The organism is Vibrio sp. ABG19, from assembly GCF_029962385.1.
GTDB classification, from domain to species: domain Bacteria; phylum Pseudomonadota; class Gammaproteobacteria; order Enterobacterales; family Vibrionaceae; genus Vibrio; species Vibrio ostreae.
The window spans coordinates 2,925,477-2,950,691 of sequence record NZ_CP071708.1 but is presented as its reverse complement, the minus strand read 5'-3'; the positions used below and the strand labels follow the sequence as shown (position 1 = coordinate 2,950,691).

Genomic DNA, 25,215 nt, shown 5'->3' with positions numbered 1-25,215 from the left:
GTATGTGTTAGTGCACATAGCTTGGACAAAATGTCCCACTCTATGCGTAATGAGTCTATGGTTAATTGCGTCTTTCTGTCCCAATTGGAGTGAATAAGCCAACATGTCGCAAATTTTAGATTCTCAACCTGCACTGAAATATCAGGCATTTTCTGTTCTGGTGGTCGATGATGAACCCGGTATGCAGGCTATTTTAAAAAAATCCCTCGGCAAATGGTTCTCCAAGGTAGATTGCACCGGCAGCATTGAGCAGGCCGAAGTTCTGCGCTGTGAACATCATTATGATCTGATCATTCTAGACATTAACCTGCCAGGCCGCGCCGGCACCGAATGGAACGAGGTGTTCAGCGATGAGGAGCGCCGCGCAGACGTCATCTTTATGACCGGCTATGCGGATCTCGATACCGCAATCAGTGCATTGAAACTTGGTGCCTCCGATTTCATTCTTAAACCGTTCAATCTGGAGCAGATGCTGCAAGCGGTCACCCGCTGCATGGATAAACGTCTCAATGAGCGGATGCAATACGCGCTGCAACGCGATTACCAGCGTCACTGCGCCACGCAGATCATTGGTCACTCACAACAAACAGAGCTGCTTAAACAGCTTATCCTGCAATTCGCGCCGTCTCGAGCGTCGGTATTAGTTGAGGGCGAATCGGGAACCGGTAAAGAGTTGGTGGCACGCGCGATTCATGAGGCCAGTGAGCGTTCAGGGCCTTTTGTGCCGCTTAACTGTGGTGCGATTGCCCCGGAGCTGCTGGAAAGTGAGCTATTCGGGCATACATCCGGCGCGTTTACCGGAGCTAAAAAAAGCCGTGAAGGTCTGTTTCGGGTTGCCAATGGCGGTACGCTGTTTCTGGATGAAATCGGTGAAATGCCGCTTGCCATGCAATCGGCGTTGTTGCGCGTTCTGGAGCAGAGAGCGATTCGTCCGGTTGGCTCGGAAAAAGAAGTGGCGATTGATGTCCGGGTGGTGGCGGCAACCAACCGTAACCTGCAGGATGAAGTCGACCAGGGGAATTTCCGCCGCGATTTGTACTACCGCCTCAATGTACTCAAAATTGATGTTTGTCCGCTGCGTGAGCGCAGCGCCGATTTAAAAGAACTGGTGCCGTTTTTTACCAAAAACCTCTGTGCAGAGCTAGCTATGCCGGTACCCAAGTGGGCCCATGAGGATGTGTCGGCCATGCTGACCTATGAGTGGCCGGGTAACATTCGTGAACTCAAGAACCTGATTGAACGCTGCATTCTGTTAGGTAAGCCGCCAGCGCACTATTGGCGTGAGTTACATGGTCTTTCTGAGTTGGATGTAGTGACAACGTCATATGATATTGACAGCCAACAAACATCAGCAGCAACCGAGTCAGGCGGTGAGCAAGTGGGATATCCTAACCACTGGACACTGAAAGATGTCGAGAAAGCGCACATTATGCAGTTAGTGGATTTCTACCAAGGCAACAAATCCGCTGCCGCGCGCGATCTCGGTGTCGCGAGAAAGACGCTGGAGCGAAAATTCAAAGAGTGGGACGGTGATGAAGCTAGCTAACCGGACCCTGCTGCAAAAATGGCGTTATCGCTTAAAAACCACAGTGCGCTACCGTCTGCTGATCCTGACATCCGCTCCGATCTTGTTCACGCTGGTGGCATTGATCGCGATCTCCATTTACTGGTCGCTGCATTACACCTGGCAAAGTGCGTTAGTTGATGTTTCCGAGCGCCTTGGTGTCGCGCGTAACAGCGTCAGCCTGCTGCAGCAACGTCAGGCCAATGAGGTCCGGGCTTTTGCTGAGTCATACGCGTTTCGTCGCCGTGTATTGCAGATGAGTAATGGCGCTGCCAATAACCCGCTTTCGCTCCGGCAGTGGGTTTCTGCGCAAAAGGCTCGCTACTCTCTCGACTTCCTCAATTTTGCGCCGATTGATCCCTCACAACATGATTTATCGCAACAGCAGGCTCGCTATCAGGCACTTAGCGCCCGTGACTCGTTTTTCGATGTGCTCAGTCATGAAGAATTGACAAAGTTGTCGCCGGCATTAGCCGAGCGCGCCAAGATCCAGAACGACCACAGCCACAGCGAAATAGTGGAAACTCGTGGCCTGGTGAGCCGCACGATTGTCGCGGTTAACGATGAACATCACAACCTGATTGGATTTCTCGATGGTGGCCTGTTGCTCAATAACAGCAGCGCTTTGGTCGATCAACTCAGGGATCTCATTTATCCGATGCGACGTGAGCAGATGCGCTCTGTGGGTACGGTCACCATTTTTCTCGATGCTTTGCGGATCAGCACCAACGTGCCGCTCGACAGTTCAGAGCAACAGGGCCGTGCAGTCGGAACCCGGGTATCTGACGCGGTGCAGACCCAGGTTTTACAACAGGGCCAGCAATGGGTTGATCGGGCTTATGTGTATGACGCCTGGTACATCACTGCCTATGAGCCGATTCGTGACTCGAATCAGCAGGTCATCGGTATGTTATATACCGGTCATCTGCTGTGGCCGTTTGTCAAAAGCTATCTGACCAACATCGTGGAAATAGCCATTGCGACTCTGTCTCTGCTGCTGGTTTCAGGCATTTTTGTTTACCGTGGCTCGCGCGATTTGTTCCGGCCGATAGAACGAATCCATCGTGTCGTGAAGCTGGTTCAGTTAGGCAAAAATCAGCGTATTGGCGAGCTTGGCCTGGATCATGACCATGAACTGGCTCAATTGGCGCGGCAGTTTGATAACATGCTTGATTTGTTGCAGCAACGAAATGAAGAGATTCAGCGCGCGGCTCATGAGCTGGAAGGAAAAGTCAGCGAGCGGACCGCCAGTCTGCAGGACAAAACAGCCGAGCTTGAGCACCATATTCAACTGCTGAACCAGACCCGTGACAAACTTATTGTGCACGAGAAACTGGCGGCTCTTGGTGAGCTTACTGCAGGCATTGCACATGAAATCAATAACCCGACCGCAGTGATCCTGGGCAACACAGAACTGATTCGGTTTGAACTCGGTGATGATGCTAAACGGGTCGAAGAGGAGATTGACGCCATTCTGTTACAGATTGACCGCATACGGAATATCACCCGCAGTCTGCTGCAATACAGCCGTCATGGTGGCGTCCAGGATGAAATCACCTGGCAGCACATCAATCCGATTATTGAAGAGAGCATCACGTTGGTGAAAACCGGCACCAAGAAGCGCGACATCGAGTTTGTTACCCGGTTTGAAGCCCAGAGTTCAGTTGAGGTGAATCGCCATCAGTTGTTGCAGATCCTGGTGAACCTGCAGATGAACGCGATTCATGCCATGAACGGACAGGGAAAATTAACGATTAGCAGTGAAGACTGGTGCGAGCAGGGTGAAGTGCTTGGCGCCGTGGTCCATATCGACGATCAGGGGTGTGGTATTAAACCCGAATACCTCAAGCGGGTGTTTGACCCGTTTTATACCACAAAACGGGAAGGAACAGGTTTGGGTTTGTCGGTTTCGCAGAGTCTGCTCAGCCAGACTGGTGGTGAGATACGAGTTCGGTCTGAATATGGTAAAGGCAGTACCTTCAGTGTCTACCTGCCGAGTAAGGCAGATGCACACCTGCTGATTACTAAAGCGTCCTGAGTCGTTGTGTTTCAGCTAAAAGCGGCCATGCCCAAGAGCGGCATGGCCGCTTTCTATAAACTCGTTACGTTTTAAACTGATTACTTTGTAAAAACAATCAGTTTGAAACCTGTCACGCTTGGTGCAGGAATTTGTCAAAACAGTCTGGCATCAGATATTCTGAAAGGCACTGTTTGGCGGTTTAATGCCGTGGGTTTTAAATTCTTTCATGACCCGCAACGTAATATCGGTTTCAAATAATTTTTCGTAAGCCGTATCGACCACGTAGGCTTTGCAGGTAAGCTGCACCGCCAGATAGCTTTCGGTCATGGTCTGTTTGACCAATACCACGACTGGTTTCGGCAGATGAATGTAGCGGCTTGATGAGGCCGCTTCTTGTATCAGATCGCGAGCCAGCGCAATATCTTCATCCAAACCGACATAAAACGGGATCACCACCTGCATATCCAGCGCGCCATAGTTACCGCTGGAGGTGATTTCATTGAGAAATTTGTTATTGGGGATGGTGATGATGTCATCGGACAAGGTCCGCATCCGCACCGAGCGCAGCCCGATTTCAATAATATCACCATAATGACCTTCGAAAGTGACGCGGTCACCAACCTGGAACGGCCGGTCAATCACCACCGTGATTCCGGCAATAAACGAAGCCGCGAGATCTTTTAACGCAAAACCAACCGCGACCGCCAGCGTACCGCCAATCAGTGCCAGCATGTGGTCATTAATGCGGAAGCTGAGCATCAGCACAATCGCCGCAACGCTGAGATACATAAAGAACTGGAAAAACGACTGGAATTTCTGCAGTAACATGCGGTACTGGACGAACTGAGTTCCCAGCGTTCTGATCAGAGATTTGACGAACTTGAGCAGCAGCCAGGTCGCGGCGACGACCAGTAGCGAAAAGAACACACCACTCCAGCGCACCAGGCTGGCAATCTGTTTAATATCCTGTATGTCTGAAACGGCTTCTTCGGCGGCTGAGGGGGCACTTATCATCAGCGCAAGGCTGCACAGCATAATAATAGCGAGATGCGGTATGGGTATATGGGATACTTTCATTACTTCACCAACAAATGTTGTCTGTCCAGAACATTGGTAATGGCGCGATACCAGTGGTCGGAAATTCGGGTTTTATCTTCCGCCCATTCCAGATATCCCCGACTTTCAAAGTAGCGCATAATGCCAATCACCTCAGGGATGGTCAGTTGAGTACATTCCGATAATTCATCCGGAGAGGCGACTTCCAGTTGCACGATTGAGCGCAGCACAGCCAGCATGGGTTTGGGCATGGATTCCAGATCATGCGCATCAGGGGTATGAAACAAGCGCACCACAACCTGATGGTTCTCCTTATGACGATGCAAAGAACGGCGAAAAAAGCGCAACGCCACAGTTGGGTTGCCATCGGAGTAGTGCAACAGAATACGATAGAACCCCAGGCGTGAGCGTTCTTCATCACTGTGCTCTTCATCGCCCCATTGGCGGGGAACCAGTAACCCCTCAAAGGATATCGGCGACTGCTTATCCTGATTGATGCGGCTGTTGAGCAATTCACCTAGCTGTACTTCATTCCAGCGCGGCAAAATAGTCACCCAGTCAAACAGCAGTCGTTCACCACGTGCGCGATCGACAAACCGCCAGCTCGATTTTTCAATTGCCATCACCACACGGTGATTCTGCTTACTGCGGCGCAGTAAGTTGGTCAGATGCAGTAATCTCTTGAGACCACCGACGGTTGGCTTAACCAGGCGCTGTGCATTATCAATCGCAATCAGATAACTTTGCTCACTCTGTCGCAGCGCCGCGATGATCTGCACTTCACTGGCATCCTCGCTCAGGTTAAGTTCTACCGCCAGTTGGGATAGCAGGTTATCCAGACCAGAATAGGGGCAATTGAGATAAATTGGTCGGGCGTTTTTCACTTTATTCAGCAGGCGATGCAACAAGGTCGTGGTGCCAATCCCACGCTCGCCGGACACCACACACATCGCCGGACTGTCACTGAGCAAATAGCGGCTCAACTGCTGAAATTCATCTTGCGCGTACTCAACCAGGGGACTGTCCATATGGCCCGGTAGTACATAATCAAAGGTTTCGTCGCCTTTAACACGGGTGTACTCCTGTTCATTACAGCGGTTATTATTCTGCTTGGCCGCCTCGATACGAAACAGGTAGGCCAGCGCCTGACTGCAAAAGGAATAGCTCGACATCAGTGACACGAGTTGACGTTGTAGCGTGTTCAATCCTATCCAAAGTACACCAAGAACCGTCGCCGGAATGCATGCCAACCAGGTGCTCTGTTTTTTCTCTGCCCATTTTACCCAAAGTGGTTTATCCGTCTGCTTGTCGATAACCGCAAAGGTGCGCTCTCGCCATAGCATCAGTACTGAAACCACCATCAGCACAATCCAGACGCTCAGCGCATCGGTGAGCCAGTCATAGAGGGTGTTTTTGGCCAGTAAGGGTAAGGATAACTGGACAATCAGGCCGCTGATGACCGCAGTACGAACCAGACGACGAATCGAAGTCTGGCGTAAATCGATCAACGCCTGATTGGACGTGCGACGGGTACGATAGAAGTACTCGCTGATCAGACTGATGGCGATGCGACCGCCCAACAGCCACCAGATGGCCCATTGCAGATAGCGCAGCGCCTGCAGGCTCTCCAGCTGAATAAGACTCTGCAGGACAAGAGTCAGCGCTATCATCCAGGCAATCGTGCGGTTGGCTTTACTCACATACCACACCAGTCGCGCCCAGATGGCCGGTTTCTGTTTATTTTGCAGATAAGTACGCCAGAACAATTTGATCAACGGCTGGCTGTGGCCCAGCCACCAGAACAAGACGGCAAAGATCACCACGACTCTCAGTACCATTCCGCAGAAGGAAAGAGGCGCTCTGCTAACGTTGTGCCATAGAGTATCTAACTGCCTTGTTTGCCAGTGCCATTGATAGTGCAGCATTAAACGCGCCTGCTGCAGTTCAAGCCGGGCCTGACTGACACCTTCTGAACTGAAACCGGTCAGGACGCTGCGGGTATACACATCACTAAGTTCAAGCAAACGTTGTTTGCTGCGGGACAAACTGGTCAGGGCTAAATAACTTTGCTGCAGATTAAACCAATTGAGTTCATCCGCTTGCTGCTGGTAGTGCTCCAGCAAGGTCGAAAATTCGTCAACCGTGTTCTGCTGTTGCAGCAAAGTTGCTTTCAATAACTGTTGCACACGTTGTTGCTGTGTGCGATCCATCATTGTCCGTTCAGGCAATTCACGGACGTTCTGTTCCAGATCCCGCATGCTTTGAGGCGTCTGGGCAACCAGATTGACATCATCGTGCTGCCACTCAGCGGCGACGGAAAAGCTCAGCAGGCCGAGTAATAATGGTAAGAGCCAAGCTCGTAACCTAAAATGGAGGATAGCCGACATTGACGAGTTCACTTAATAAGTTATTGATTATCAAATTAAGTGTAGCTTAAGCAACTCGAACAGCGGGCCAAAATTTGTGATGGTGCTGCGAATTCAGTGAAGGCGGCAACGATGAACTGCCGTTATCTTTTCATCTCCTCATCTCTTTTCAACGTATTCTTTCAAATGGTACTAGCTGGTTATTAGTTATTGGTTATTGGTTATTGGTTATTAAAAACTAATCGGCCAGATGTCCTTTGACATCAAACTCGATTTTATCTGCGCCGCTGTAGACCTGAAAACGCAGGCCTTTTGCTCTGGCAATGGTTGTGATGCCGAACTGTTGCGCCAGATCGAGTCCCATCTGGGTCACGCCGGAGCGGGAGAGCAGTACAGGTATCCCCATCTGGGCAACTTTGATCACCATTTCTGAGGTTAAACGACCTGTGGTATAGAAGATTTTATCCTCGCCACACATGTTGTTGAGCCACATTTCTCCGGCCAGAGTATCCACCGCATTGTGGCGACCGACATCTTCGACAAACGATAACACCTGATCTTCAAAGCAGATTGCGCAGCCGTGTACGGCACCTGCCTTTTTATAAGTGTCGTTGTGATGGGTTAACGCTTCCAGAGCGGCATAAATCTGAGACTGTTTAAGCGGGCGTTGCGGAACCTGATAGTTCTCCAGCTGTTTCATCACGTTGCCGTACATGGTGCCCTGACCACAGCCTGAAGTAACTGTCTTTTTCTTTAACGCCGGCTCAAGGTGATCAATGTTTTCCCGGGTAACCACGGCGGCAGAATTGGTCTCCCAATCGATAATGACCGAGTCGAGCGCGTCAGGATCGGAAATAAAACTCTGATTTTTCAGGTAACCCAGCACCAAAGCGTCAGGCCGTGATCCCAAAGTCATCAGAGTCACGATTTCTTTCCAGTTAAGCAGTACGGTCAGAGGACGCTCACAAGCGATCGATTTGACCAATTTCTCCCCATATTCGTCATACACCTCTACATCCATGGTTTGTAACGGGTTTTCACTGGTTTTGATAACAGATAACTTGCTCACTGCGACATCCTTTTTATAAGGTCAGGTTTCTTTTGCTATATGGTCCGGCTGGGGTGAAACATCAGCTCGCGCCTAAACCCTAGCTAAAAAGTTGTAAGTGGTCTAATCCAAGTGGCGTAAATTGTGTCTAAAGTACCAGAGTCGCAAACTCAAAGTGACGGAGTAACGAGTTAAAGTTCTCAAGCCATGAATTAAAGTTCAAAAATAACGAACAGATGGCTTAGTTATTGCTAAGTCACTATTTCAAATCTTGAAAAAACAACGTTCCGGGTGTGCTGAAATCAATTGACAGTCACAGACCAGGGCGGCAGTTTTAAAACATCATCTGCACTTTTAAGTGCTTAGATTTGTTCTAGACTATGAAAAAAGGCGCTATGTCGTGCCGATAAGAAAGTCAGACAGCTTAACGAGAATATTACGGAAACTCCCATGTCAGAACTGCAAATCAAAATCATGGATACAGAAAAGACCGAGACCCTTTGGCCCTTGGCCTGTGATCTGGTTGAGCACGAGATCACAACCGGAATGTGGATGACCACCCAATGGCAATTAACCGGTTTTGATCTGCATCCGAACCAGGACAGCGCATTTATCGCCGTGCTGGAACTGTATCGTGATGAACGAACCGACTATCGTTTCAACCTGAGTTCTCAACAACCTAAACTGTTTCTGGTACTGGAAAATCCAGACGCTGAAGGAACCCCTCCAAAAATTATTACGCTCACCGCGTCACAGAGCGTGGCAGGCCAATATATGGATGGCGACTATCTGGTGCTTTCGGCCGATATGCCGCTGCCGATTCAGGCCTGGATGGAAGCCTTTATTGGCCGACATGGCGAATTGCTGGAAGTGAAACGTAAAAAACGCAAAGGGGCGGGCAGAGCCAGTGGACAATAATTCGTTTCTTTCCCGCTGGTCAAAGCGCAAACTTGAAGAGCAACATGAGGACCTGGCTTCGTCGGCAGAAGACAGCTCTGGTTCAGAAACCGGCACGGCAGACATCGACTCAGCCACTCGAACCGATGAACTTGATTCACCGGGTTCAGATCTCGCTGATGGTTTTGATTCACAAACTGGCACCGAGGCAAACAGCTTCGCAGAGGACAGTGCCAATGAGCAACCCCAGTCGGTCGCTGCCTTACTGGCATCCCAAGCTAGTCAACAAGTAAAAAAAGCAGCGCTGCGTAAGCTGTTTTTGAGTGGTGAGTTTAGCGAAGTCGATCGGCTTAATGATTACGATCACGATTACTCCAAAGTAAAAAGCTTGTCGACTGAAGTCGCGCAGGGTTTGCGTGACTGGCTGAACAAGGCCGATGATAAGCCGGAAGATAAGCCTGGCTCAGAGACACAACCTTTGCACAATAAGCCCGAAATAAGTGGCGCAGCTTCATCCGATGACCTGGTGGATGAAGAGAGCGATGTTGAAGCTATTAATGTTAATGGCACGCCAGGCAGGGAGGATGCGACGGCGCTGGACGGCAAACTTGCTGCATCCGCTCAATCTGAAACAGATCGTGCCGATCATCTCGATCACAAGGACGATGAGACTAAATCGACCACTTAATTCCTGATTGTTCAAAAACTCTTATCCCTATAACTATTATCTCGATAACGACCAGGTACATTTTGACCTAATACCTTTTCGACCAGATGAGACAATTTGTCTCATCTTTTTTATTTGTGCCGATACATTGATTAGTTTTATTTTTAACCGTTTGTTTTAAATCATTTTTATGGGTTGGAATGCTAATTGCTAAAGTAATCAAAAAGAGCGGGCACTCAAGATTCGCTCATATGATGGAAACGAGCAATGTTAAAGCAATATTTACAACAAGCGACATCTCCGAATGGACGTGCACGGTGGTCTGCCATTGAAAACACCGTTGAACTCACCAATTTAATTCCGCCTACCGTCAGTTACGAAAGTGGCGGGCATACGCTTATTCTTGGTCCAAGCAGCCTTATCGAACGGGCGGCGCTGCAATTATCGCAAATGGCGTCTGTCACTCTATTGTCTGTGGACGGAGAGCCCTCCGAGAGTCATCATCTCTATTATGCAGACAGTGTTGAAATCAGTGGATTTCTCGGTGCATTCAGTGTTTCGGTCGAAAATCGCGGTCAGGAAATTAATTTGGCTCAGGCCGCAATCTCGCAGGACTGTTTTGATATCGTGCTGGATATGTCTCTGAATGGCGTTATGACTGAAGAAGTGCCTGTTCCCGGATATTTTCCGGTCGGGCGCGGACATCCCAAGTTGTCTGATGCGTTAGAAGAGATCCCTGAACTCATGGGAACCTTCGACAAACCGAAGTATTTCCGTCTCGATACCGATTTATGTGCTCACTCTTCACGAGGTGTGAAAGGCTGCGAACGTTGTGTTGATGCTTGCCCGGCGGGTGCATTGTCCAGTGAAGGCAGTGACAAAACGGGTCATCGGATTCAGATTAATCCGTATTTATGTCAGGGCATAGGAACATGTGCGACATCTTGTCCCACTGAAGCGATTCATTATGCATTGCCTAACCCGACTGACACACAAAAATTCATTGAGCGTCTGCTACGTAACTATGCGCAAGCCGGTGGTGAACAGGCTGTCATTCTGATCTGCAGCTCACGTCATGAGCAATATAACCTGATGGCGCTGCAGGCGCTGCCGGATAACGTGATTCCGGTCACTGTGGAAGAGCTGCCTTCAGTGGGCATGGACTCCTGGTTTGCGGCTTTGGTTAATGGTGCGACTCAAGTGCTGTTTGCAGCCAGTCGTCATATGCCACCTACGGTGATGCGTATCCTTAATCAGGAAGTCACGATGGCGCAGACATTCCTGAATCAGCTCGGTATTGATAAAGAGACCGTTGATATTCTTTTTCTCGAATCGCTGCGAGACGGTACACCGACCCTGTGTACGGAGCCACTCGGACTTCATCTGGGCGAACTGGAAGGCAATAAGCGTCAACGACTGTTTCAGGCACTGGACGCTCTGGCGGAGCACAAACAGATCGAGCCCGCTATTCAACCTTTGCCTGCGACCGCGGCCTACGGCGCGATTGAATGCTCTACTCAGGATTGTACCTTGTGTATGAGTTGTGTCGCGGTTTGTCCGACTCGCGCTCTTCATCATGAAGGCGATATGCCATCACTCAAATTCGTCGAGCAAGATTGTGTGCAATGTGGCTTGTGTGTCAAAGCCTGTCCTGAAAGCGCGCTGACCTCATCCTCACGCATCAATTGGGACAAACAACAGCGCCAGGCCGTCGTCACACTGCATCAGGAAGAGCCGGCCCATTGTCTGCGCTGTCAGAAACCATTCGCGCCACAATCGATGATCACCATGCTGCAAGATAAGTTACGTGGTCACTCACATTTCTCTGATCAGGCTTCGCTGAATCGTATCGCGATGTGTGAAGACTGTCGTGTTGTGGACGTGTTTGAGTCCATGGCTAACGATCCGGAAAAACAGCTCAATTACTAGGGAAGGAAAACATAATGCCAAGTGATCAGGCCATTCAATTTGATCCTGCACAACACCTTGAGCAAGCCGAACAGGGTGATGATGCAATGCGTTGCGACATTTATCTTTTGCTGGCGGCTCTGTTGCGTGATGTACCTTCTGCGCCATTAATTGAGTTTCTGACTGATCTGCAAAGCGAAGAGAATGCCACACCGATGGCGAAGGCTTGGCAGTCACTGTCCGCTGCCGCTCGCGCGGTAAAACGTCCGGATCTGGAACAGGAATACCAACAACTGTTTATCGGCATCGGGCGCGGTGAAGTCGTCCCTTTTGCTTCCTGGCATTTAACCGGTTCTCTGATGGAGAAACCGCTGGCCGACATTCGTTTCCACCTCAATCAAATCGGCCTGGAGCGTGATGAAGCGGTAAAAGAGCCGGAAGATCATATCGCAGCCCTGTGCGAAACCATGGCGTATCTGATCGAAAGCCGGGACATGGTGCAAAAAGCCTTTTTCAACCGTCACATTGCGACCTGGTACAACAAGCTGGTGGATCAAATGAATCAGGCCGAGCACGCCCAGTTTTATCGCGCTGTGGCCGAGTTGCTGGGCGCGTTTTTGACTCTGGAAAATGTCAGTCTGACCCAGGCGCCATCCAGTCGCAAGAATACACACAAAATTGAGGTAAAAAACCTCACCGATAAAGCTGAACAGCAATCTTAAAAGATCAGCACAGGCTCCAATCATGCTTGGTAACAGCAAGAACGGATAAAGGAAGCAATGATGAAAAAAGAACAAAAAGACATCAACCAAAGCAGGCGTGATCTGCTGAAAGGGTTGGGAACTGCAGCGGTCGCGGGTGCGGTCGTTACGGGGGTTTCTCAGCAAGTCGTCGCCAGTGAAACACCGGTGCAGGCAAATAAGAATGAACTGAAGAAAGGGTATCACGAAACCCAGCACATTCGTGATTACTACGACACGCTATAGGAGCGCAGCGATGAGATTAACCAAACGTTCAGACAGCACGAGCAAAAACAGCAACCCGCTTGGGATCAGTCGCCGTGCGTTTATGAAAAATACTTCGCTGGCTGCTGGTGGCGCCGCTGTCGGTGCATCACTGTTTGCGCCGGGAATGCTGAAAAAAGCCCAGGCCGCAGACGTTGATCACAATGCGAAAACAGAAGTGAAGCGCACCATCTGTTCCCACTGTTCGGTCGGATGCGGTATTTATGCCGAAGTACAGAATGGCGTATGGACCGGTCAGGAGCCAGCGTTTGATCATCCGTTTAACGCCGGTGGCCACTGTGCAAAAGGGGCGGCACTGCGTGAACATGGTCACGGTGAGCGCCGTCTCAAATACCCGATGAAACTGGAAGGTGGTCAGTGGAAAAAGATCTCCTGGGATCAGGCGATCAACGAAATCGGTGACGAAGCACTGCGTATTCGTCAGGAGTCAGGTCCGGACTCAGTCTATTGGCTGGGCAGTGCCAAACACAGCAACGAACAGGCCTACCTGTTCCGCAAACTGGCATCGCTGTGGGGAACCAACAACGTCGACCACCAGGCACGTATCTGTCACTCAACAACCGTCGCCGGGGTAGCGAATACCTGGGGTTACGGAGCCATGACCAACTCCTTTAACGACATGCATAATTGTAAGTCGATCCTGTTTATTGGTTCCAACCCGGCCGAAGCTCACCCGGTTGCGATGCAACATATCCTGATCGCCAAAGAGAAGAACAGCTGTAAGATTGTTGTCGCAGACCCGCGTCGCACCCGTACAGCGGCCAAAGCGGACTATTACATTTCACTACGCCCGGGAACTGACGTTGCTTTTATCTGGGGTATTTTGTGGCATGTGTTCAAAAACAACTGGGAAGATAAAGAGTTTATCCGTCAGCGTGTGTTCGGTATGGATGAAATTCGCACCGAAGTGGCGAAATGGAACCCGCAGGAAGTCGAACGTGTTACGGGTCTGACTGAAGCCGAAGTATACAAAACGGCCAAAATTTTGTCGGAGAACCGTCCTGGTTGTGTGGTCTGGTGTATGGGGGGAACTCAGCACACCACGGGTAACAACAACACTCGCGCTTATTGTGTATTGGAACTGGCGTTGGGCAACCTGGGTAAATCCGGTGGCGGTGCCAACATTTTCCGTGGTCACGACAACGTGCAGGGCGCAACCGATCTGGGTGTACTGTCGCACACATTGCCGGGTTACTACGGTCTGGCGGATGGTTCATGGAAACACTGGTGTGGCGTTTGGGATGTGGATTTTGAGTGGGTGCAAAACCGCTTTGATCAGAACGAATACCGTGGTCAGAAACCCATCAATAACATGGGTATTCCTGTCTCACGCTGGATCGATGGTGTGCTGGAAGACAAAAAGAACATTGAACAGCGCGATAACATCCGTGCCATGTTCTATTGGGGTCATGCGGTGAACTCGCAAACCCGCGGCGTCGAAATGAAAAAGGCGATGCAGAAGCTGGATATGATGGTGATTGTTGACCCGTATCCGACCGTTGCCGCCGTCATGAGCGAACGTACCGACGGTGTGTATCTGCTGCCGGCCACGACTCAGTTTGAAACTTACGGCAGTGTGACGGCTTCCAACCGCTCGCTGCAATGGCGTGATCAGGTGATTGAGCCGTTGTTTGACTCCAAACCAGACCATGAAATCATGTATCTGATGGCGAAAAAACTCGGTATCGATGAGCAGTTGTGTAAGCACATCCGGGTTGAGAACAACCAACCCGTTATTGAAGACATTACCCGTGAGTTTAACCGTGGCATGTGGACCATTGGTTACACCGGCCAAAGCCCTGAGCGCCTTAAAGCTCACCAGCAAAACTGGCATACCTTCCACAAAACCAGTCTGGAAGCGGAAGGCGGCCCGGTCAACGGAGAAACCTATGGTCTGCCTTGGCCATGCTGGGGTACACCGGAAATGAAACACCCTGGCACCCATATTTTGTACGACACGTCGAAAACAGTCGCACAAGGTGGCGGTACGTTCCGTGCCCGTTATGGTGTTGAGTTTGAAGGTAAAAACCTGCTGGCAGAAGACAGCTTCTCGAAAGGCAGTGAAATTGAGGACGGTTATCCGGAGTTCAGTGATAAGTTGCTGAAACATCTGGGGTGGTGGGACGATTTGACTCCGGAAGAAAAAGCGGCGGCCGAAGGTAAAAACTGGAAAACCGATATGTCCGGCGGCATTCAGCGCGTTGCGATTAAGCATGGCTGTATTCCGTTTGGTAATGCCAAAGCTCGAGCCATTGTCTGGACCTTCCCGGATCGCGTGCCGCTGCACCGTGAGCCTCTGTACACGCCGCGTCGTGACCTGATAGCTGATTATCCGACTTGGGATGACGCGGAGTCTATCTACCGTCTGCCGACCCTGTATAAATCGATTCAGGACAAAGATGTTTCACAAGAGTATCCGATTATCCTCACCTCTGGCCGCCTGGTCGAATACGAAGGCGGGGGCGATGAAACCCGCTCCAACCCTTGGCTAGCCGAGCTGCAACAGGAGATGTTTGTTGAAGTGCACCCGAAAGATGCCAACGATCTTGGCTTTAAAGACGGTGAATACGTTTGGGTAGAAGGCGCTGAGAAAGGCCGTATTCATGTAAAAGCCATGGTGACACGCCGCGTGAAACCGGGCATGGCGTTTATTCCGTTCCACTTTGGCGGCATCTTCTCAGGTGAAGATTTGCGCGATAAGTATCCGGAAGGCACTCAGCCTTACGTTGTTGGTGATTCTGCAAATATCGCCACCACTTACGGTTACGATCCAACCACCCAAATGCAGGAAACCAAAGTCACTCTGTGTAACATCCGTAAGGCGTAAGGAGCTCAATCATGGCAAGAATGAAATTTATGTGTGACACCAAGCGCTGTATCGAATGTAACGGCTGTGTCACGGCATGTAAAAATGAAAATGACGACGCGTTAGAGTGGGGGATTCAGCGCCGCCGCGTTGTAACACTCAATGACGGTGAACCGGGCGAAAACTCAATCTCTGTTGCCTGTATGCACTGTACCGATGCGCCGTGTATGGCAGTGTGTCCGGCCGACTGTTTTGTTCATACCGAAGATGGCATTGTGCTGCACAACAAAGATCTGTGTATCGGTTGCGGTTACTGTCTGTTTGCCTGTCCGTTTGGTGCGCCGCAGTTCCCTAAAACCTCAGCGTTCGGCGAGCGTGGCAAAATGGACAAATGTACCTTCTGTGCCGGTGGTCCGGAGACAGAACCTGGTTCTGAGGAAGAGCGCAAGAAATACGGTGCAAACCGCATTGCCGAAGGCAAGTTGCCGATGTGTGCTTCACTGTGTTCAACCAAAGCTCTGATGGCCGGCGATGCCGAAACCGTTTCTGACATTTTCCGTCAGCGTGTGGTTGAGCGTGGCGCAAAAGGCGCGGGTTGGAGCGATGGAGAAGATCTGTCTTACGACGCAACAAGGAGTTAATGGTGATGCGACATTTGATGACGCGCGCCATGCATTTTGTGCTGCCTTTGCTGACAGCACTGATGTTTTTTGCTGTTCAGCCTTCGTTTGCTGAGCAGCAAAGCAAACCTGATGTGGCGCAAAGAGAGTTCACGCAACTGGCCGGCGCAGATTACTGGCGTCAGATCCGTAATGGTGAAGCGGGCTATACCACTTCGCAAGGCCCGGAACACGGCGTGTTGATCAGTGCTCCCGGAGAAGCCTGGTACATACTGAAAGAGAAGTGGATGTCACCGGCGGGTGCGATTGCGATCTTTGGCAGTATCGCGATGGTCATCCTGGCCTACGTGCTGATGGGGCCAATCATGCTGAGTAAGCCTCGTACCGGGCGTAAAATTAAACGCTGGTCGCGGCTGGATCGTGCGATGCACTGGAGCATGGCGTTTACTTTTCTGACTCTGGCGTTCAGCGGACTGACTTTAGTCTACGGTAAACATTTTTTAAAACCTTATGTGCCGTCTGAAGTGTGGGGCTTTATTGTTTATTCCGCGAAGCAGTACCACAACTATATGGGGCCGCTTTTCTTCCTGCTGCTGTTATGTATGTTGTTCAAATGGTGGAAGAAATCCCTGTTTGATAAAGTGGACTTGCAATGGTTTATGAAGTTCGGCGGTATGTTTGGCAAGCATAAGGGCACGCATCCTTCCGCCGGCTTCTCTAACGGCGGTGAAAAAATCGTCTACTGGATGCTAATTTTCGTCGGCGCGTTTGTCGCAGCGAGTGGTCTGATCCTTGATTTCCCTATTTTTGGCCAGACCCGACGTGATATGGAGCTTTCTAATCTGGTGCATATGATTTCTGCACTGGTGCTGATTTGCGGATTCATTTTCCATATCTACATCGGTTTGTTTGGTATGGAAGGGGCGTTGGAAGGCATGGTGACCGGTAAAGTCGATGAAACCTGGGCTAAAGAGCATCATGACTTGTGGTATGAAGAGATGAAAGAGCAGGGACAGATTGAACCTGCGGAAACCTCTGTCAACGCATCAACGGTTGATAAGGAGCCAAAGCATGAGACCCGCTAGCCAGAATAATTCGGTGTGGTTTGTTTATATTGCCAGCCTGCTGACACCCTTTACCTGTCTGCTTTCAGGTGTTATCGGGATTATTTACGCGGGCTATCGCCTGGACAAGAATGAAGATGGTGACGTGGCGAATTCACATTACTATGGCCTGATTCGTACCTTCTTCTTGTTTTTGACCTTCTTTGTGGTACTGATTGTCTCGGTGGCGACCACCAATGGACTAATTATGGGGGTTCACCGATATTGGTACGCCCACAGCTGGCTGACGACAGTCGGGTCATTAATCCCATATTTAGGTGCTTTAATCGCCTTATTTGCGATTACGATTTGGGTGGTACGTATGTTCCAGGGCATGCAGCAGCTCAAAAGTAACATTCCTCACAAGCCGTCTAAAGGGCCAAACCTGTAAGGTATGCTTACATCCCAGTCAAACACCCGGCCTTGTCCGGGTGTTTTTTTTTACCTAGTTACGATATCTGTTGCTCAAAATGACATGGCTCGTAAGTGGCAGCCATTTAGCAAACAAGCCAGGTTATTAACTTTATTGCTACATATTTGTGCGCTCGAAATTGGTGCCAGAGATCCAATATGGTGCATTTAAGCTATGGCAATTAAGTGGCAACGCGATATTCGTGCCACTGACTTATTCATTTAAAGCATTATAAAACAATGAATTATCATGTGATTTATGATTATTAACTGAATTGTTTATAGTTGGAACACATTTTGCTCTATGTAACGAAAATTATAATTCGCTCACCAAAATGGTGAGATAAAAATTGAGTAGCACTTGTTTTGTGCGCGTTTATTTTTGCTATGGAGTATTACGAGAATGAATGAAACAGTAAGTCAGGTACATGGTGCCGTACAAACCCTGACCCAAAGTTCAGATACCTTATTTCTACTGCTTGGCGCCATTATGGTGTTTTTGATGCATGCAGGTTTTGCATTTCTGGAAGTAGGGACCGTACGTAAAAAGAATCAGGTCAATGCACTGGTCAAGATTCTGGCCGATTTTGGTATTTCGACCGTTGCCTATTTTTTCATCGGTTACTGGATCGCTTATGGAGCTAACTTCTTTGCTGACGCAGAAACACTGGCTCAGGGGAATGGCTACGAACTGGTGAAGTTCTTCTTTCTGCTGACTTTTGCGGCGGCGATTCCGGCTATCGTCTCTGGCGGTATTGCCGAAAGAGCACGTTTTTATCCGATTTTGCTGGCAACCTTTTTCACCGTCGGTCTGGTTTACCCGTTTTTCGAAGGCATTATCTGGAATGGCAACTATGGTATCCAGGACTGGTTTGCAACCAGTATGGGGGCAGGGTTCCACGATTTTGCCGGCTCGGTTGTGGTGCACGGTGTTGGCGGCTGGATTGCATTGGTTGCGGTGATCTTCCTGGGCATGCGCAAGGGGCGTATCCGCGCGGGTAAACACACTAACTTTGCGCCCTCTAATATTCCTTTCCTGGCGTTGGGTGCCTGGATTTTGTGTGTTGGCTGGTTTGGCTTTAACGTGATGTCAGCACAAACACTCAATGGGATCAGTGGCCTGGTTGCGATGAACTCGCTGATGGCAATGGTCGGCGGTATTCTGGCAGCTCTGATCGCAGGCAAAAATGACCCGGGCTTTATCCACAACGGTCCGTTAGCCGGTCTGGTTGCGGTGTGTGCCGGTTCTGATCTGATGCATCCGTTGGGCGCTCTGGTAACGGGCCTCGTTGCTGGTGCACTGTTTGTATGGCTCTTTACTTACATACAGAATAAAACCAGGATCGATGACGTACTGGGCGTGTGGCCGCTGCATGGTGTGTGCGGTGCCTGGGGTGGCATTGCTGCGGGTATCTTTGGCCAGCAAGCGCTTGGTGGCCTGGGCGGCGTGAGTCTTTCCGTTCAGGTGATGGGTACGTTGATGGGCATTGCGGTTGCACTGATCGGTGCGTTTGCGGTGTACGGTACTCTGAATGCTGTGATGGGCTTACGCCTGTCTGAAGAAGATGAATTCAATGGCGCAGACCTGGCTATTCACAAGATCTCATCGATTAACGAAGAGTAAACGGGAATAGATGATAGAGTCAGTGACAAAGTGCTGTTATGACAAGATAAACGATAAAGAGCAGGCATAGCCTGCTCTTTATCGTTTAAGGCACGTTGACAGTCACAGAACAGGCGAGGGCCACGATAAATTCCGACTATGGTCTAATCCGCAACTCTAGGGTTGTCGGTGTATCGGTGCTAAGCTAGCAGAAAAGTAAAATAAAAGGATGTTGTATGAATTTTCCGTATCGCAACGTTGTCATTCTGACTGGCGCTGGTATCTCGGCAGAATCGGGTATTCAAACTTTTCGTGCTCAGGATGGATTGTGGGAAGACCACCGCATCGAGGATGTCGCCACGCCGGAAGGCTTTGAGCGAAACCCGGAGCTGGTCCAGGATTTCTATAACCAACGCCGGCGCAAGCTGCAATCCGCAACTATCGAGCCCAATGCTGCCCATATCGCCCTTGGCCGGCTGGAAAAAGAGCTGGACGGCAAAGTGACCGTCATCACTCAGAATATCGACAATCTGCATGAGCGGGGCGGCAGCGAACATGTGATCCACATGCACGGTGAACTACTTAAAGCACGCTGTGCGGTGACCAATCAGGTGATCGAACAGAAAGACGACCTCGTCAGTGGCGACTTATGCCATTGCTGCCAGATCCCGTCTCAGTTACGTCCTCATATTGTCTGGTTTGGCGAGATGCCACTGCGTATGGGTGAAATCTATGAGGCGTTAGAACAAGCCGATCTGTTTATTTCGATTGGCACATCGGGCGTCGTCTATCCTGCAGCCGGTTTCGTACATGATGCGAAAATGCATGGTGCACATACAATTGAAATTAACCTGGAACCCAGCGCGGTTGAAACGGAATTTGCTGAGAAACGCTACGGTAAAGCCAGTGTTGAGGTACCACGTTTGGTGGATGAACTGCTTGCCCTGCAGGCGTCCGATTGCAAGCACGCCTGATAAGAGCATCGGGTGACAGATGTAAAAAAGCGGCTCAATCGAGCCGCTTTTGTTTGATAAGCATGAGCTGTCTGACGTGGCCAGACACATCGAAAAGGATCAGTTATTTACTTTTAGCTTCTGGAAGTACTCTTCGTACAGCGCAGCCGCTTCACCAACTTCGTCTTGCCATTCACCACTTTCCATGACCGATTGTGGCGGGAAGATGTTCGGGTCGTTAGCAAACTCTTTTGGCAGCAGTGGGTAAGCCGCTTTTACCGGCGTCGGATAACCAATTTCCATTGCAATTTTCGCGGCATTATCCGGGCGAAGCAGGAAGTCGATCATCTTATGAGCGGCCTCAAGGTTTTTAGCACCGGATGGGATAGCCAGGCTGTCCATCCAGAAAATTGCCCCTTTTTCCGGCCAAATGATTTCAATCGGTGCGCCTTCTTCGCGAGCCATGTACGCAGAACCATTCCACAGCATACCCAGCGACACTTCGCCCGCCAGATAAGGGTTAGCCGGGAAATCTGAGTTGAATACCAATACGTTCGGCATCAGCTTCTGCAATTCGTGGAACGCCGCTTCAATCTCTTTTGGATTGGTGGTATTCGGTGAATAGCCCAACTTACTCAATGCGATGTGGAACACTTCACGTGAATCGTCCATCATCATCAACTGGCCTTCCCACTTGCTATCCCACAGATCGCCCCAGTTTTTCACTGAAGATTTATCGAGCATATCTGTGTTAATACCGATACCGGTCGCGCCCCAGATATACGGAATAGAGTAGTGGTTATCCGGATCGAAAGATTTGTTCAGATAGTTAGGATCCAGGTCTGCAAAATGACTCAGTTTGGAGTGGTCGATCTCCTGCAGCATCCCTTCTTTACGCATTTTTGAAACAAAATAGGTCGAAGGTACTACCAGATCGTAACCCTCGCCCTGAGTTTTCAACTTAGCGTACATGCTTTCGTTGGACTCGTAGGTCGAGTAGATTACTTTAATACCGGTTTCCTTAGTGAAGTCTTCCAGAACTTCATTAGGAATATATTCAGACCAGTTGTAGAAATACAGTTCTTGGTCTTCAGCCATCACGTTACTTGTGAATAGAGTCGCAGCACATAAAGCGCCAGCATACAGTTTACTTTTCATGAGATTTCCATGTTTGCTGTAAGAGCCTAGCCAGGCAAGAGCATGTTTATGCATAAGCGACGATTATAACAGCTCAAACAAAAATAGGCAGCTTAAGCTGCCTATTTCATTCATTTTATTGGGATTATTGACCCGCTTTAAGCTTCATGAAGTAATCTTCATAACGTACAGTTTTGTCGCCAACAGCAGCTTGCCATTCAACACGGTCCAGATCTTCCTGAGACGGGAACAGGGGTGCGATGTCTTTAAACTTGTCGTTTGATGCTTTTACGCCAGTCAGGTAACCAGTGTCGCGAGAAATCTGCTCCGCGATTTCCGGACGTAGCAGGAAGTCGATCATCTTATGCGCGGCGTCGACGTTTTTCGCACCTGATGCGATAGCAAAGTTATCTACCCAACCAATACCGCCTTCTTTAGGGAATACCAGTTTAAGTGGCAGACCTTCTTTTTGCGCTGCCGCTGCAGAACCGTTCCACAGCATACCCAGACCTACTTCACCAGACAGGTAAGGTGCTGCCGGGTTGTCTGAGTTGAATACCAATACGTTTGGCATCAGCTTCTGTAGCTCAGCGTATGCTTCATCAATCTGCTTGTCGTCAGTGGTGTTACCAGAGTAACCCAGTTTACGCAGCGCGATGTGGAACACCTCACGGGTGTCATCCATCAGCATCAGTTGGCCAGCCAATTCAGGCTTCCACAGATCGCCCCAGCTTTGGAAATCATTCGGATCGTACATATCTGTATTGACAGCAAGGCCCGTAATTGCCACTACGTGCGGAATCGAGTAATCGTTGTTTGGATCATAAGGTTTGTTCAGATAGTTTGGATCCAGGTTACCCAGATTCGACAGTTTGGACTTGTCGATTTTCTGCAACATGCCTTCATCACGCATTTTAGATACGAAATAAGTTGATGGAACAACCAGGTCGTAACCTTCATTGTGTGTTTTCAGCTTGGCGTACAAAGTTTCATTTGACTCATACGTTGAGTAGATCACTTTGATGCCGGTTTCTTTTGTAAATTGTTCCAGAATACCGCTGTTGATGTACGGTCCCCAGTTCATAAATACCAGTTCATTGTCTTCTGCCGCGACATTTGTTGAGATCAGCGACAGCGCACACATACTACCTGCCAAAAGAGTAGTCCATTTTTTCATTGACGTTAGCTCCAAACCAGACGTTGCCCAATTAAGGCGTTAGATGAAGATGAAGCAGGAGGAAAGCGCTCTTCCTGCTTCGGTGCTTTTACTTGACTTTTTCCCGGGTCAGAACCTGGGAAAGAATTACCAACGCAAGAGACACAATCAGCATGACCGTTGCAAGTGCGTTGACTTCTGGTGAGATACCGACTTTGACCATTGAATAGATCTTAAGTGGCAGGATCTCATAAGTTGGGCCGGTGACAAATGAACTGATAATCACGTCATCCAGTGACAGCGTGAAGCTCAGCAGCCAGCCAGCCGCAACGGCAGGTTTGGCCAAAGGCAGGATAATCTTTTTCAGAATTACCCATTCGCTGGCGCCCAGATCCTTGGCCGCTTCCAGCATCTGGACATCAAACCCGTTGAGGCGACTGTAAACAGTCACCACAACAAACGGTAAACAGAACGTAATGTGTGCAATCAGCAGGGTAAAGAACCCCAGATTCGCACCCAGTACCAAAAACAGCGCTAACAGCGCAATTGCCATCACGATATCCGGAGACATCATGACGACAAACAACATGCCGTTGACCAGCCCTTTACCCTTGAACTGGTAACGGAATAGGGCCACTGCCGTCAAGCTGCCAATCAGCGTTGCTGCAGTGGCGGAAAACACGGCCACATTCAGCGAGTGCCAGGCGGCTTGCATCAAACTGTCGTTAGCGACTAATGCATGGTACCACTTGGTGGTAAAGCCTCCCCATTTAATGCCGAATTTATTGTCATTAAAAGAGTTAGCAATCAATACGATAATTGGCAAATACAGGAACAAGTACACCAAGCTCATAAAGCTAAATCTAACTGTCTTACCCATTAGTCTAGCTCCACTTTCTTATTCAACAATTTACCGGCACGGTAGTAAGCGTAAAGCATGACCGCCATTGCCAGTGTCAGGGCGATACTGGTCGCCGCACCAAATGGCCAGTCACGAGCATTGAGCACCTGGCTCTTAATCACGTTACCAATCAGCAGGTTCTTCGCACCACCCAGCAGGTCGGCGATGTAGAACATACCCAGCGCAGGCAGCAGAACCAGTAGACAACCACCGATGATGCCAGGCATGGTCAGCGGCAGAATGACCTTGGTCAGGGTCTGCAGTTTATTTGCTCCCAGATCTCGCGCTGCTTCAATGTATGTGCCGTCGAGTTTCTCGATAGCGGAGTAAAGCGGCAAAATCATAAACGGCAGCAAAATGTAAACCAGGCCAATCATCACTGCGGTTTCGGTATACATAAGACGTAACGGAGCATCGATCAAACCAATGCCAATCAGCGCTTTGTTTAAAATGCCCTGGGTCCCAAGCACAATTTTCAGACCATAAGTACGAATTAACGAGTTGGTCCAGAATGGCACGATGACCAGAAACAACATAATTGGGCGCCAGTTCGGCGGCATCTTCGCAACAATGTACGCAAACGGGTAACCGATGATCAGACAAAGAATCGTTGCCACAATCGCCATATAAAACGAATGCAGCATCACTTTGCCATACAGGGGATCCAGCAAGCGGGCATAGTTATCTAACGTGAAAGTCATATCGATTAGATTGGCTTCATCACGAGTCAGAAAACTGGTACCGATAATCATCAGGTTAGGGATGAGTACAAACAGCACCAACCAGCCGACGATTAAGGTGATAATCGCGTTCTGAAGATTAAACTTTTTGCTCATCATTGAGTACCACCTCCCAGCTTTCAACCCAAGTGATCGCGACTTTCTGACCGATGGAGTGGTCCACGTCCGGATCGTCTTCGTTAAAGAATTCGCTTACCAGCACTCGCATGCCGGATTCGAGTTCGACCATGGATTCCAGCGTCATACCTTTGTAGGTACGATCGGTGATATGACCAACAATGCCGTTTGACTCCGATTCTTTGATTTCTTCGATACGCAAATCTTCCGGACGCAGCAGAACCTGCAGCTTAGTACCGTTATTGACCGGTTGATCGAAATAAACCACAGAGTCAACGCCTTCAATCTCAACGCGTACACGTTTGTCATCCAGGCGTTCCCGCATCACAGTGTTAAACACGTTAATTTCGCCGATAAAGCGAGCCACAAACAAGTTCTTCGGTTCTTCATAAATTTCACGCGGCGAGCCGTCTTGTTCGATGACACCATCACGCATCACGATGATACGATCAGACATCGACAGGGCTTCTTCCTGGTCGTGGGTCACGAAAATGAAGGTGATGCCCAGCTGACGTTGCAGTTGCTTCAGCTCGGTTTGCATCTGTTTGCGAAGTTTGTAGTCCAGTGCCGACAGTGATTCATCAAGCAGCAGAACTTTAGGTTTGTTCACCACAGCTCGGGCAATCGCGATACGTTGCTGCTGACCACCAGAAAGCTGATGAGGTTTACGCTGCGCCATTTCTGCCAGACGAACCATCTTCAGCGCTTCCATTACACGCGGTTCAATGTCTGCAGAAGGCACTTTTTGCATGCGCAGACCAAAGGCGACGTTTTCAAATACCGTCATATGCGGGAACAGAGCGTAGCTCTGGAACACGGTATTTACGTGTCTTTGCTCTGCAGGAACCGACGTGACATCTTGATTATCCAGTAGAATTTGCCCAGCATCTGCTGTTTCAAAACCTGCGATTATCCGAAGTACGGTTGTTTTACCACATCCTGACGGGCCCAGAATCGTCAGGAATTCACCGTGATTCACATCAAGATTGAACTCACTGATGATCTCTTTGCCATCAAAACTCTTGCTTATACCAGATAGACGGATAACTGGTGTATCTACTGAATGTCGTTCGTTCAACGTCTGTTTTTCTCCCTATTAAAACCAAGGATTGCTCAT

The 25,215-nt window shown here is 49.5% G+C and carries 21 protein-coding genes; 13 read left to right on the top strand and 8 right to left on the bottom strand.

The window, feature by feature from the left end; translation table 11 throughout:
- Positions 1-103 precede the first annotated feature (103 nt).
- Together J0X00_RS19610 and J0X00_RS19605 are read left to right on the top strand one after the other, a co-directional pair.
- Positions 104-1,546: a sigma-54 dependent transcriptional regulator gene (locus tag J0X00_RS19610; protein WP_282477536.1), complete on the top strand. Its 1,443-nt coding sequence runs from the start codon at positions 104-106 to the stop codon at positions 1,544-1,546.
- A complete protein-coding gene (locus tag J0X00_RS19605) occupies positions 1,533-3,602 on the top strand; it encodes a cache domain-containing protein (RefSeq protein ID WP_282478326.1) in 2,070 nt (689 codons plus the stop codon). The genes J0X00_RS19610 and J0X00_RS19605 overlap by 14 nt, the downstream gene beginning before the upstream one ends.
- Before the next feature lie 150 nt (positions 3,603-3,752).
- On the opposite strand, the gene J0X00_RS19600 is transcribed toward J0X00_RS19605, so the two are convergent.
- From J0X00_RS19600 to J0X00_RS19590, 3 genes are all read right to left on the bottom strand, one after another.
- A complete protein-coding gene (locus tag J0X00_RS19600) occupies positions 3,753-4,640 on the bottom strand; it encodes a mechanosensitive ion channel domain-containing protein (protein ID WP_218563420.1) in 888 nt (295 codons plus the stop codon).
- A gap of 20 nt (positions 4,641-4,660) precedes the next feature.
- Positions 4,661-7,027, bottom strand: a complete 2,367-nt coding sequence (locus tag J0X00_RS19595; protein WP_282477535.1) for an ATP-binding protein — start codon at positions 7,025-7,027, stop codon at positions 4,661-4,663.
- 217 nt (positions 7,028-7,244) lie between these two features.
- Complete coding sequence (locus J0X00_RS19590) at positions 7,245-8,075, bottom strand: formate dehydrogenase accessory sulfurtransferase FdhD (protein WP_282477534.1); 831 nt, start codon at positions 8,073-8,075, stop codon at positions 7,245-7,247.
- A 429-nt stretch (positions 8,076-8,504) separates the two neighbouring features.
- Here J0X00_RS19590 and J0X00_RS19585 point away from each other — a divergent pair, with 429 nt between their 5' ends.
- From J0X00_RS19585 to cobB, 11 genes are all read left to right on the top strand, one after another.
- Entirely contained in the window at positions 8,505-8,972 is a 468-nt protein-coding gene (locus J0X00_RS19585; protein WP_282477533.1) for a DUF3305 domain-containing protein, read from the top strand.
- Positions 8,962-9,639 carry a DUF3306 domain-containing protein gene (locus J0X00_RS19580; RefSeq protein WP_282477532.1) on the top strand — a complete coding sequence of 226 codons (678 nt, stop codon included), beginning with the start codon at positions 8,962-8,964 and terminating at the stop codon, positions 9,637-9,639. Before J0X00_RS19585 ends, J0X00_RS19580 begins: the two co-directional genes overlap by 11 nt.
- Before the next feature lie 246 nt (positions 9,640-9,885).
- Positions 9,886-11,547, top strand: a complete 1,662-nt coding sequence (locus tag J0X00_RS19575) for a 4Fe-4S binding protein (protein WP_282477531.1) — start codon at positions 9,886-9,888, stop codon at positions 11,545-11,547.
- A gap of 86 nt (positions 11,548-11,633) precedes the next feature.
- Positions 11,634-12,248, top strand: coding sequence for a molecular chaperone (locus J0X00_RS19570; protein WP_282478325.1), 615 nt, complete (start codon positions 11,634-11,636; stop codon positions 12,246-12,248).
- Between the two features lie 60 nt (positions 12,249-12,308).
- A complete protein-coding gene (locus tag J0X00_RS19565) occupies positions 12,309-12,512 on the top strand; it encodes a twin-arginine translocation signal domain-containing protein (RefSeq protein WP_282477530.1) in 204 nt (67 codons plus the stop codon).
- 10 nt (positions 12,513-12,522) lie between these two features.
- Positions 12,523-15,378 carry a formate dehydrogenase subunit alpha gene (locus J0X00_RS19560; RefSeq protein WP_136486421.1) on the top strand — a complete coding sequence of 952 codons (2,856 nt, stop codon included), beginning with the start codon at positions 12,523-12,525 and terminating at the stop codon, positions 15,376-15,378.
- Between the two features lie 11 nt (positions 15,379-15,389).
- Positions 15,390-15,998, top strand: a complete 609-nt coding sequence (fdh3B, locus tag J0X00_RS19555; RefSeq protein WP_136486423.1) for a formate dehydrogenase FDH3 subunit beta — start codon at positions 15,390-15,392, stop codon at positions 15,996-15,998.
- 5 nt (positions 15,999-16,003) lie between these two features.
- A complete protein-coding gene (locus J0X00_RS19550; protein WP_136486425.1) occupies positions 16,004-17,062 on the top strand; it encodes a formate dehydrogenase subunit gamma in 1,059 nt (352 codons plus the stop codon).
- The gene (locus tag J0X00_RS19545) at positions 17,049-17,471 is read left to right on the top strand and encodes a hypothetical protein (RefSeq protein ID WP_136486427.1); all 423 of its coding nucleotides are present in this window, start codon (positions 17,049-17,051) and stop codon (positions 17,469-17,471) included. Before J0X00_RS19550 ends, J0X00_RS19545 begins: the two co-directional genes overlap by 14 nt.
- A gap of 423 nt (positions 17,472-17,894) precedes the next feature.
- Positions 17,895-19,115: an ammonium transporter gene (locus tag J0X00_RS19540; RefSeq protein WP_136486430.1), complete on the top strand. Its 1,221-nt coding sequence runs from the start codon at positions 17,895-17,897 to the stop codon at positions 19,113-19,115.
- Between the two features lie 215 nt (positions 19,116-19,330).
- Positions 19,331-20,068, top strand: a complete 738-nt coding sequence (cobB, locus tag J0X00_RS19535) for a Sir2 family NAD+-dependent deacetylase (protein ID WP_282477529.1) — start codon at positions 19,331-19,333, stop codon at positions 20,066-20,068.
- Between the two features lie 99 nt (positions 20,069-20,167).
- On the opposite strand, the gene J0X00_RS19530 is transcribed toward cobB, so the two are convergent.
- The 5 genes from J0X00_RS19530 to potA all read right to left on the bottom strand — a co-directional run bounded on the left by J0X00_RS19530 (position 20,168) and on the right by potA (position 25,176).
- Entirely contained in the window at positions 20,168-21,205 is a 1,038-nt protein-coding gene (locus J0X00_RS19530) for an extracellular solute-binding protein (RefSeq protein WP_136486434.1), read from the bottom strand.
- Between the two features lie 124 nt (positions 21,206-21,329).
- Entirely contained in the window at positions 21,330-22,361 is a 1,032-nt protein-coding gene (locus J0X00_RS19525; RefSeq protein WP_136486436.1) for an extracellular solute-binding protein, read from the bottom strand.
- 88 nt (positions 22,362-22,449) lie between these two features.
- Positions 22,450-23,220 (bottom strand): spermidine/putrescine ABC transporter permease PotC, encoded by a 771-nt coding sequence (potC, locus tag J0X00_RS19520; protein ID WP_282477528.1) that lies wholly within the window; start codon positions 23,218-23,220, stop codon positions 22,450-22,452.
- Positions 23,220-24,077, bottom strand: a complete 858-nt coding sequence (gene potB, locus J0X00_RS19515; RefSeq protein WP_206208419.1) for a spermidine/putrescine ABC transporter permease PotB — start codon at positions 24,075-24,077, stop codon at positions 23,220-23,222. Before potB ends, potC begins: the two co-directional genes overlap by 1 nt.
- The gene (gene potA / locus J0X00_RS19510; protein WP_136486442.1) at positions 24,061-25,176 is read right to left on the bottom strand and encodes a spermidine/putrescine ABC transporter ATP-binding protein PotA; all 1,116 of its coding nucleotides are present in this window, start codon (positions 25,174-25,176) and stop codon (positions 24,061-24,063) included. The genes potB and potA overlap by 17 nt, the downstream gene beginning before the upstream one ends.
- Positions 25,177-25,215: the final 39 nt, after the last annotated feature.

Excerpts from the sequence above, each read along its gene's own strand:
- J0X00_RS19610 (WP_282477536.1), top strand. The coding sequence starts at position 104 with ATGTCGCAAATTTTAGATTCTCAACCTGCACTGAAATATCAGGCATTT.
- J0X00_RS19605 (WP_282478326.1), top strand. The coding sequence starts at position 1,533 with ATGAAGCTAGCTAACCGGACCCTGCTGCAAAAATGGCGTTATCGCTTA.
- J0X00_RS19595 (WP_282477535.1), bottom strand. The coding sequence starts at position 7,027 with ATGTCGGCTATCCTCCATTTTAGGTTACGAGCTTGGCTCTTACCATTA.
- J0X00_RS19585 (WP_282477533.1), top strand. The coding sequence starts at position 8,505 with ATGTCAGAACTGCAAATCAAAATCATGGATACAGAAAAGACCGAGACC.
- J0X00_RS19575 (WP_282477531.1), top strand. The coding sequence starts at position 9,886 with ATGTTAAAGCAATATTTACAACAAGCGACATCTCCGAATGGACGTGCA.
- J0X00_RS19570 (WP_282478325.1), top strand. The coding sequence starts at position 11,634 with ATGCGTTGCGACATTTATCTTTTGCTGGCGGCTCTGTTGCGTGATGTA.
- J0X00_RS19565 (WP_282477530.1), top strand. The coding sequence starts at position 12,309 with ATGAAAAAAGAACAAAAAGACATCAACCAAAGCAGGCGTGATCTGCTG.
- J0X00_RS19560 (WP_136486421.1), top strand. The coding sequence starts at position 12,523 with ATGAGATTAACCAAACGTTCAGACAGCACGAGCAAAAACAGCAACCCG.
- fdh3B (WP_136486423.1), top strand. The coding sequence starts at position 15,390 with ATGGCAAGAATGAAATTTATGTGTGACACCAAGCGCTGTATCGAATGT.
- J0X00_RS19550 (WP_136486425.1), top strand. The coding sequence starts at position 16,004 with ATGCGACATTTGATGACGCGCGCCATGCATTTTGTGCTGCCTTTGCTG.
- J0X00_RS19545 (WP_136486427.1), top strand. The coding sequence starts at position 17,049 with ATGAGACCCGCTAGCCAGAATAATTCGGTGTGGTTTGTTTATATTGCC.
- J0X00_RS19540 (WP_136486430.1), top strand. The coding sequence starts at position 17,895 with ATGAATGAAACAGTAAGTCAGGTACATGGTGCCGTACAAACCCTGACC.
- cobB (WP_282477529.1), top strand. The coding sequence starts at position 19,331 with ATGAATTTTCCGTATCGCAACGTTGTCATTCTGACTGGCGCTGGTATC.
- J0X00_RS19530 (WP_136486434.1), bottom strand. The coding sequence starts at position 21,205 with ATGAAAAGTAAACTGTATGCTGGCGCTTTATGTGCTGCGACTCTATTC.
- J0X00_RS19525 (WP_136486436.1), bottom strand. The coding sequence starts at position 22,361 with ATGAAAAAATGGACTACTCTTTTGGCAGGTAGTATGTGTGCGCTGTCG.
- potC (WP_282477528.1), bottom strand. The coding sequence starts at position 23,220 with ATGGGTAAGACAGTTAGATTTAGCTTTATGAGCTTGGTGTACTTGTTC.
- potB (WP_206208419.1), bottom strand. The coding sequence starts at position 24,077 with ATGAGCAAAAAGTTTAATCTTCAGAACGCGATTATCACCTTAATCGTC.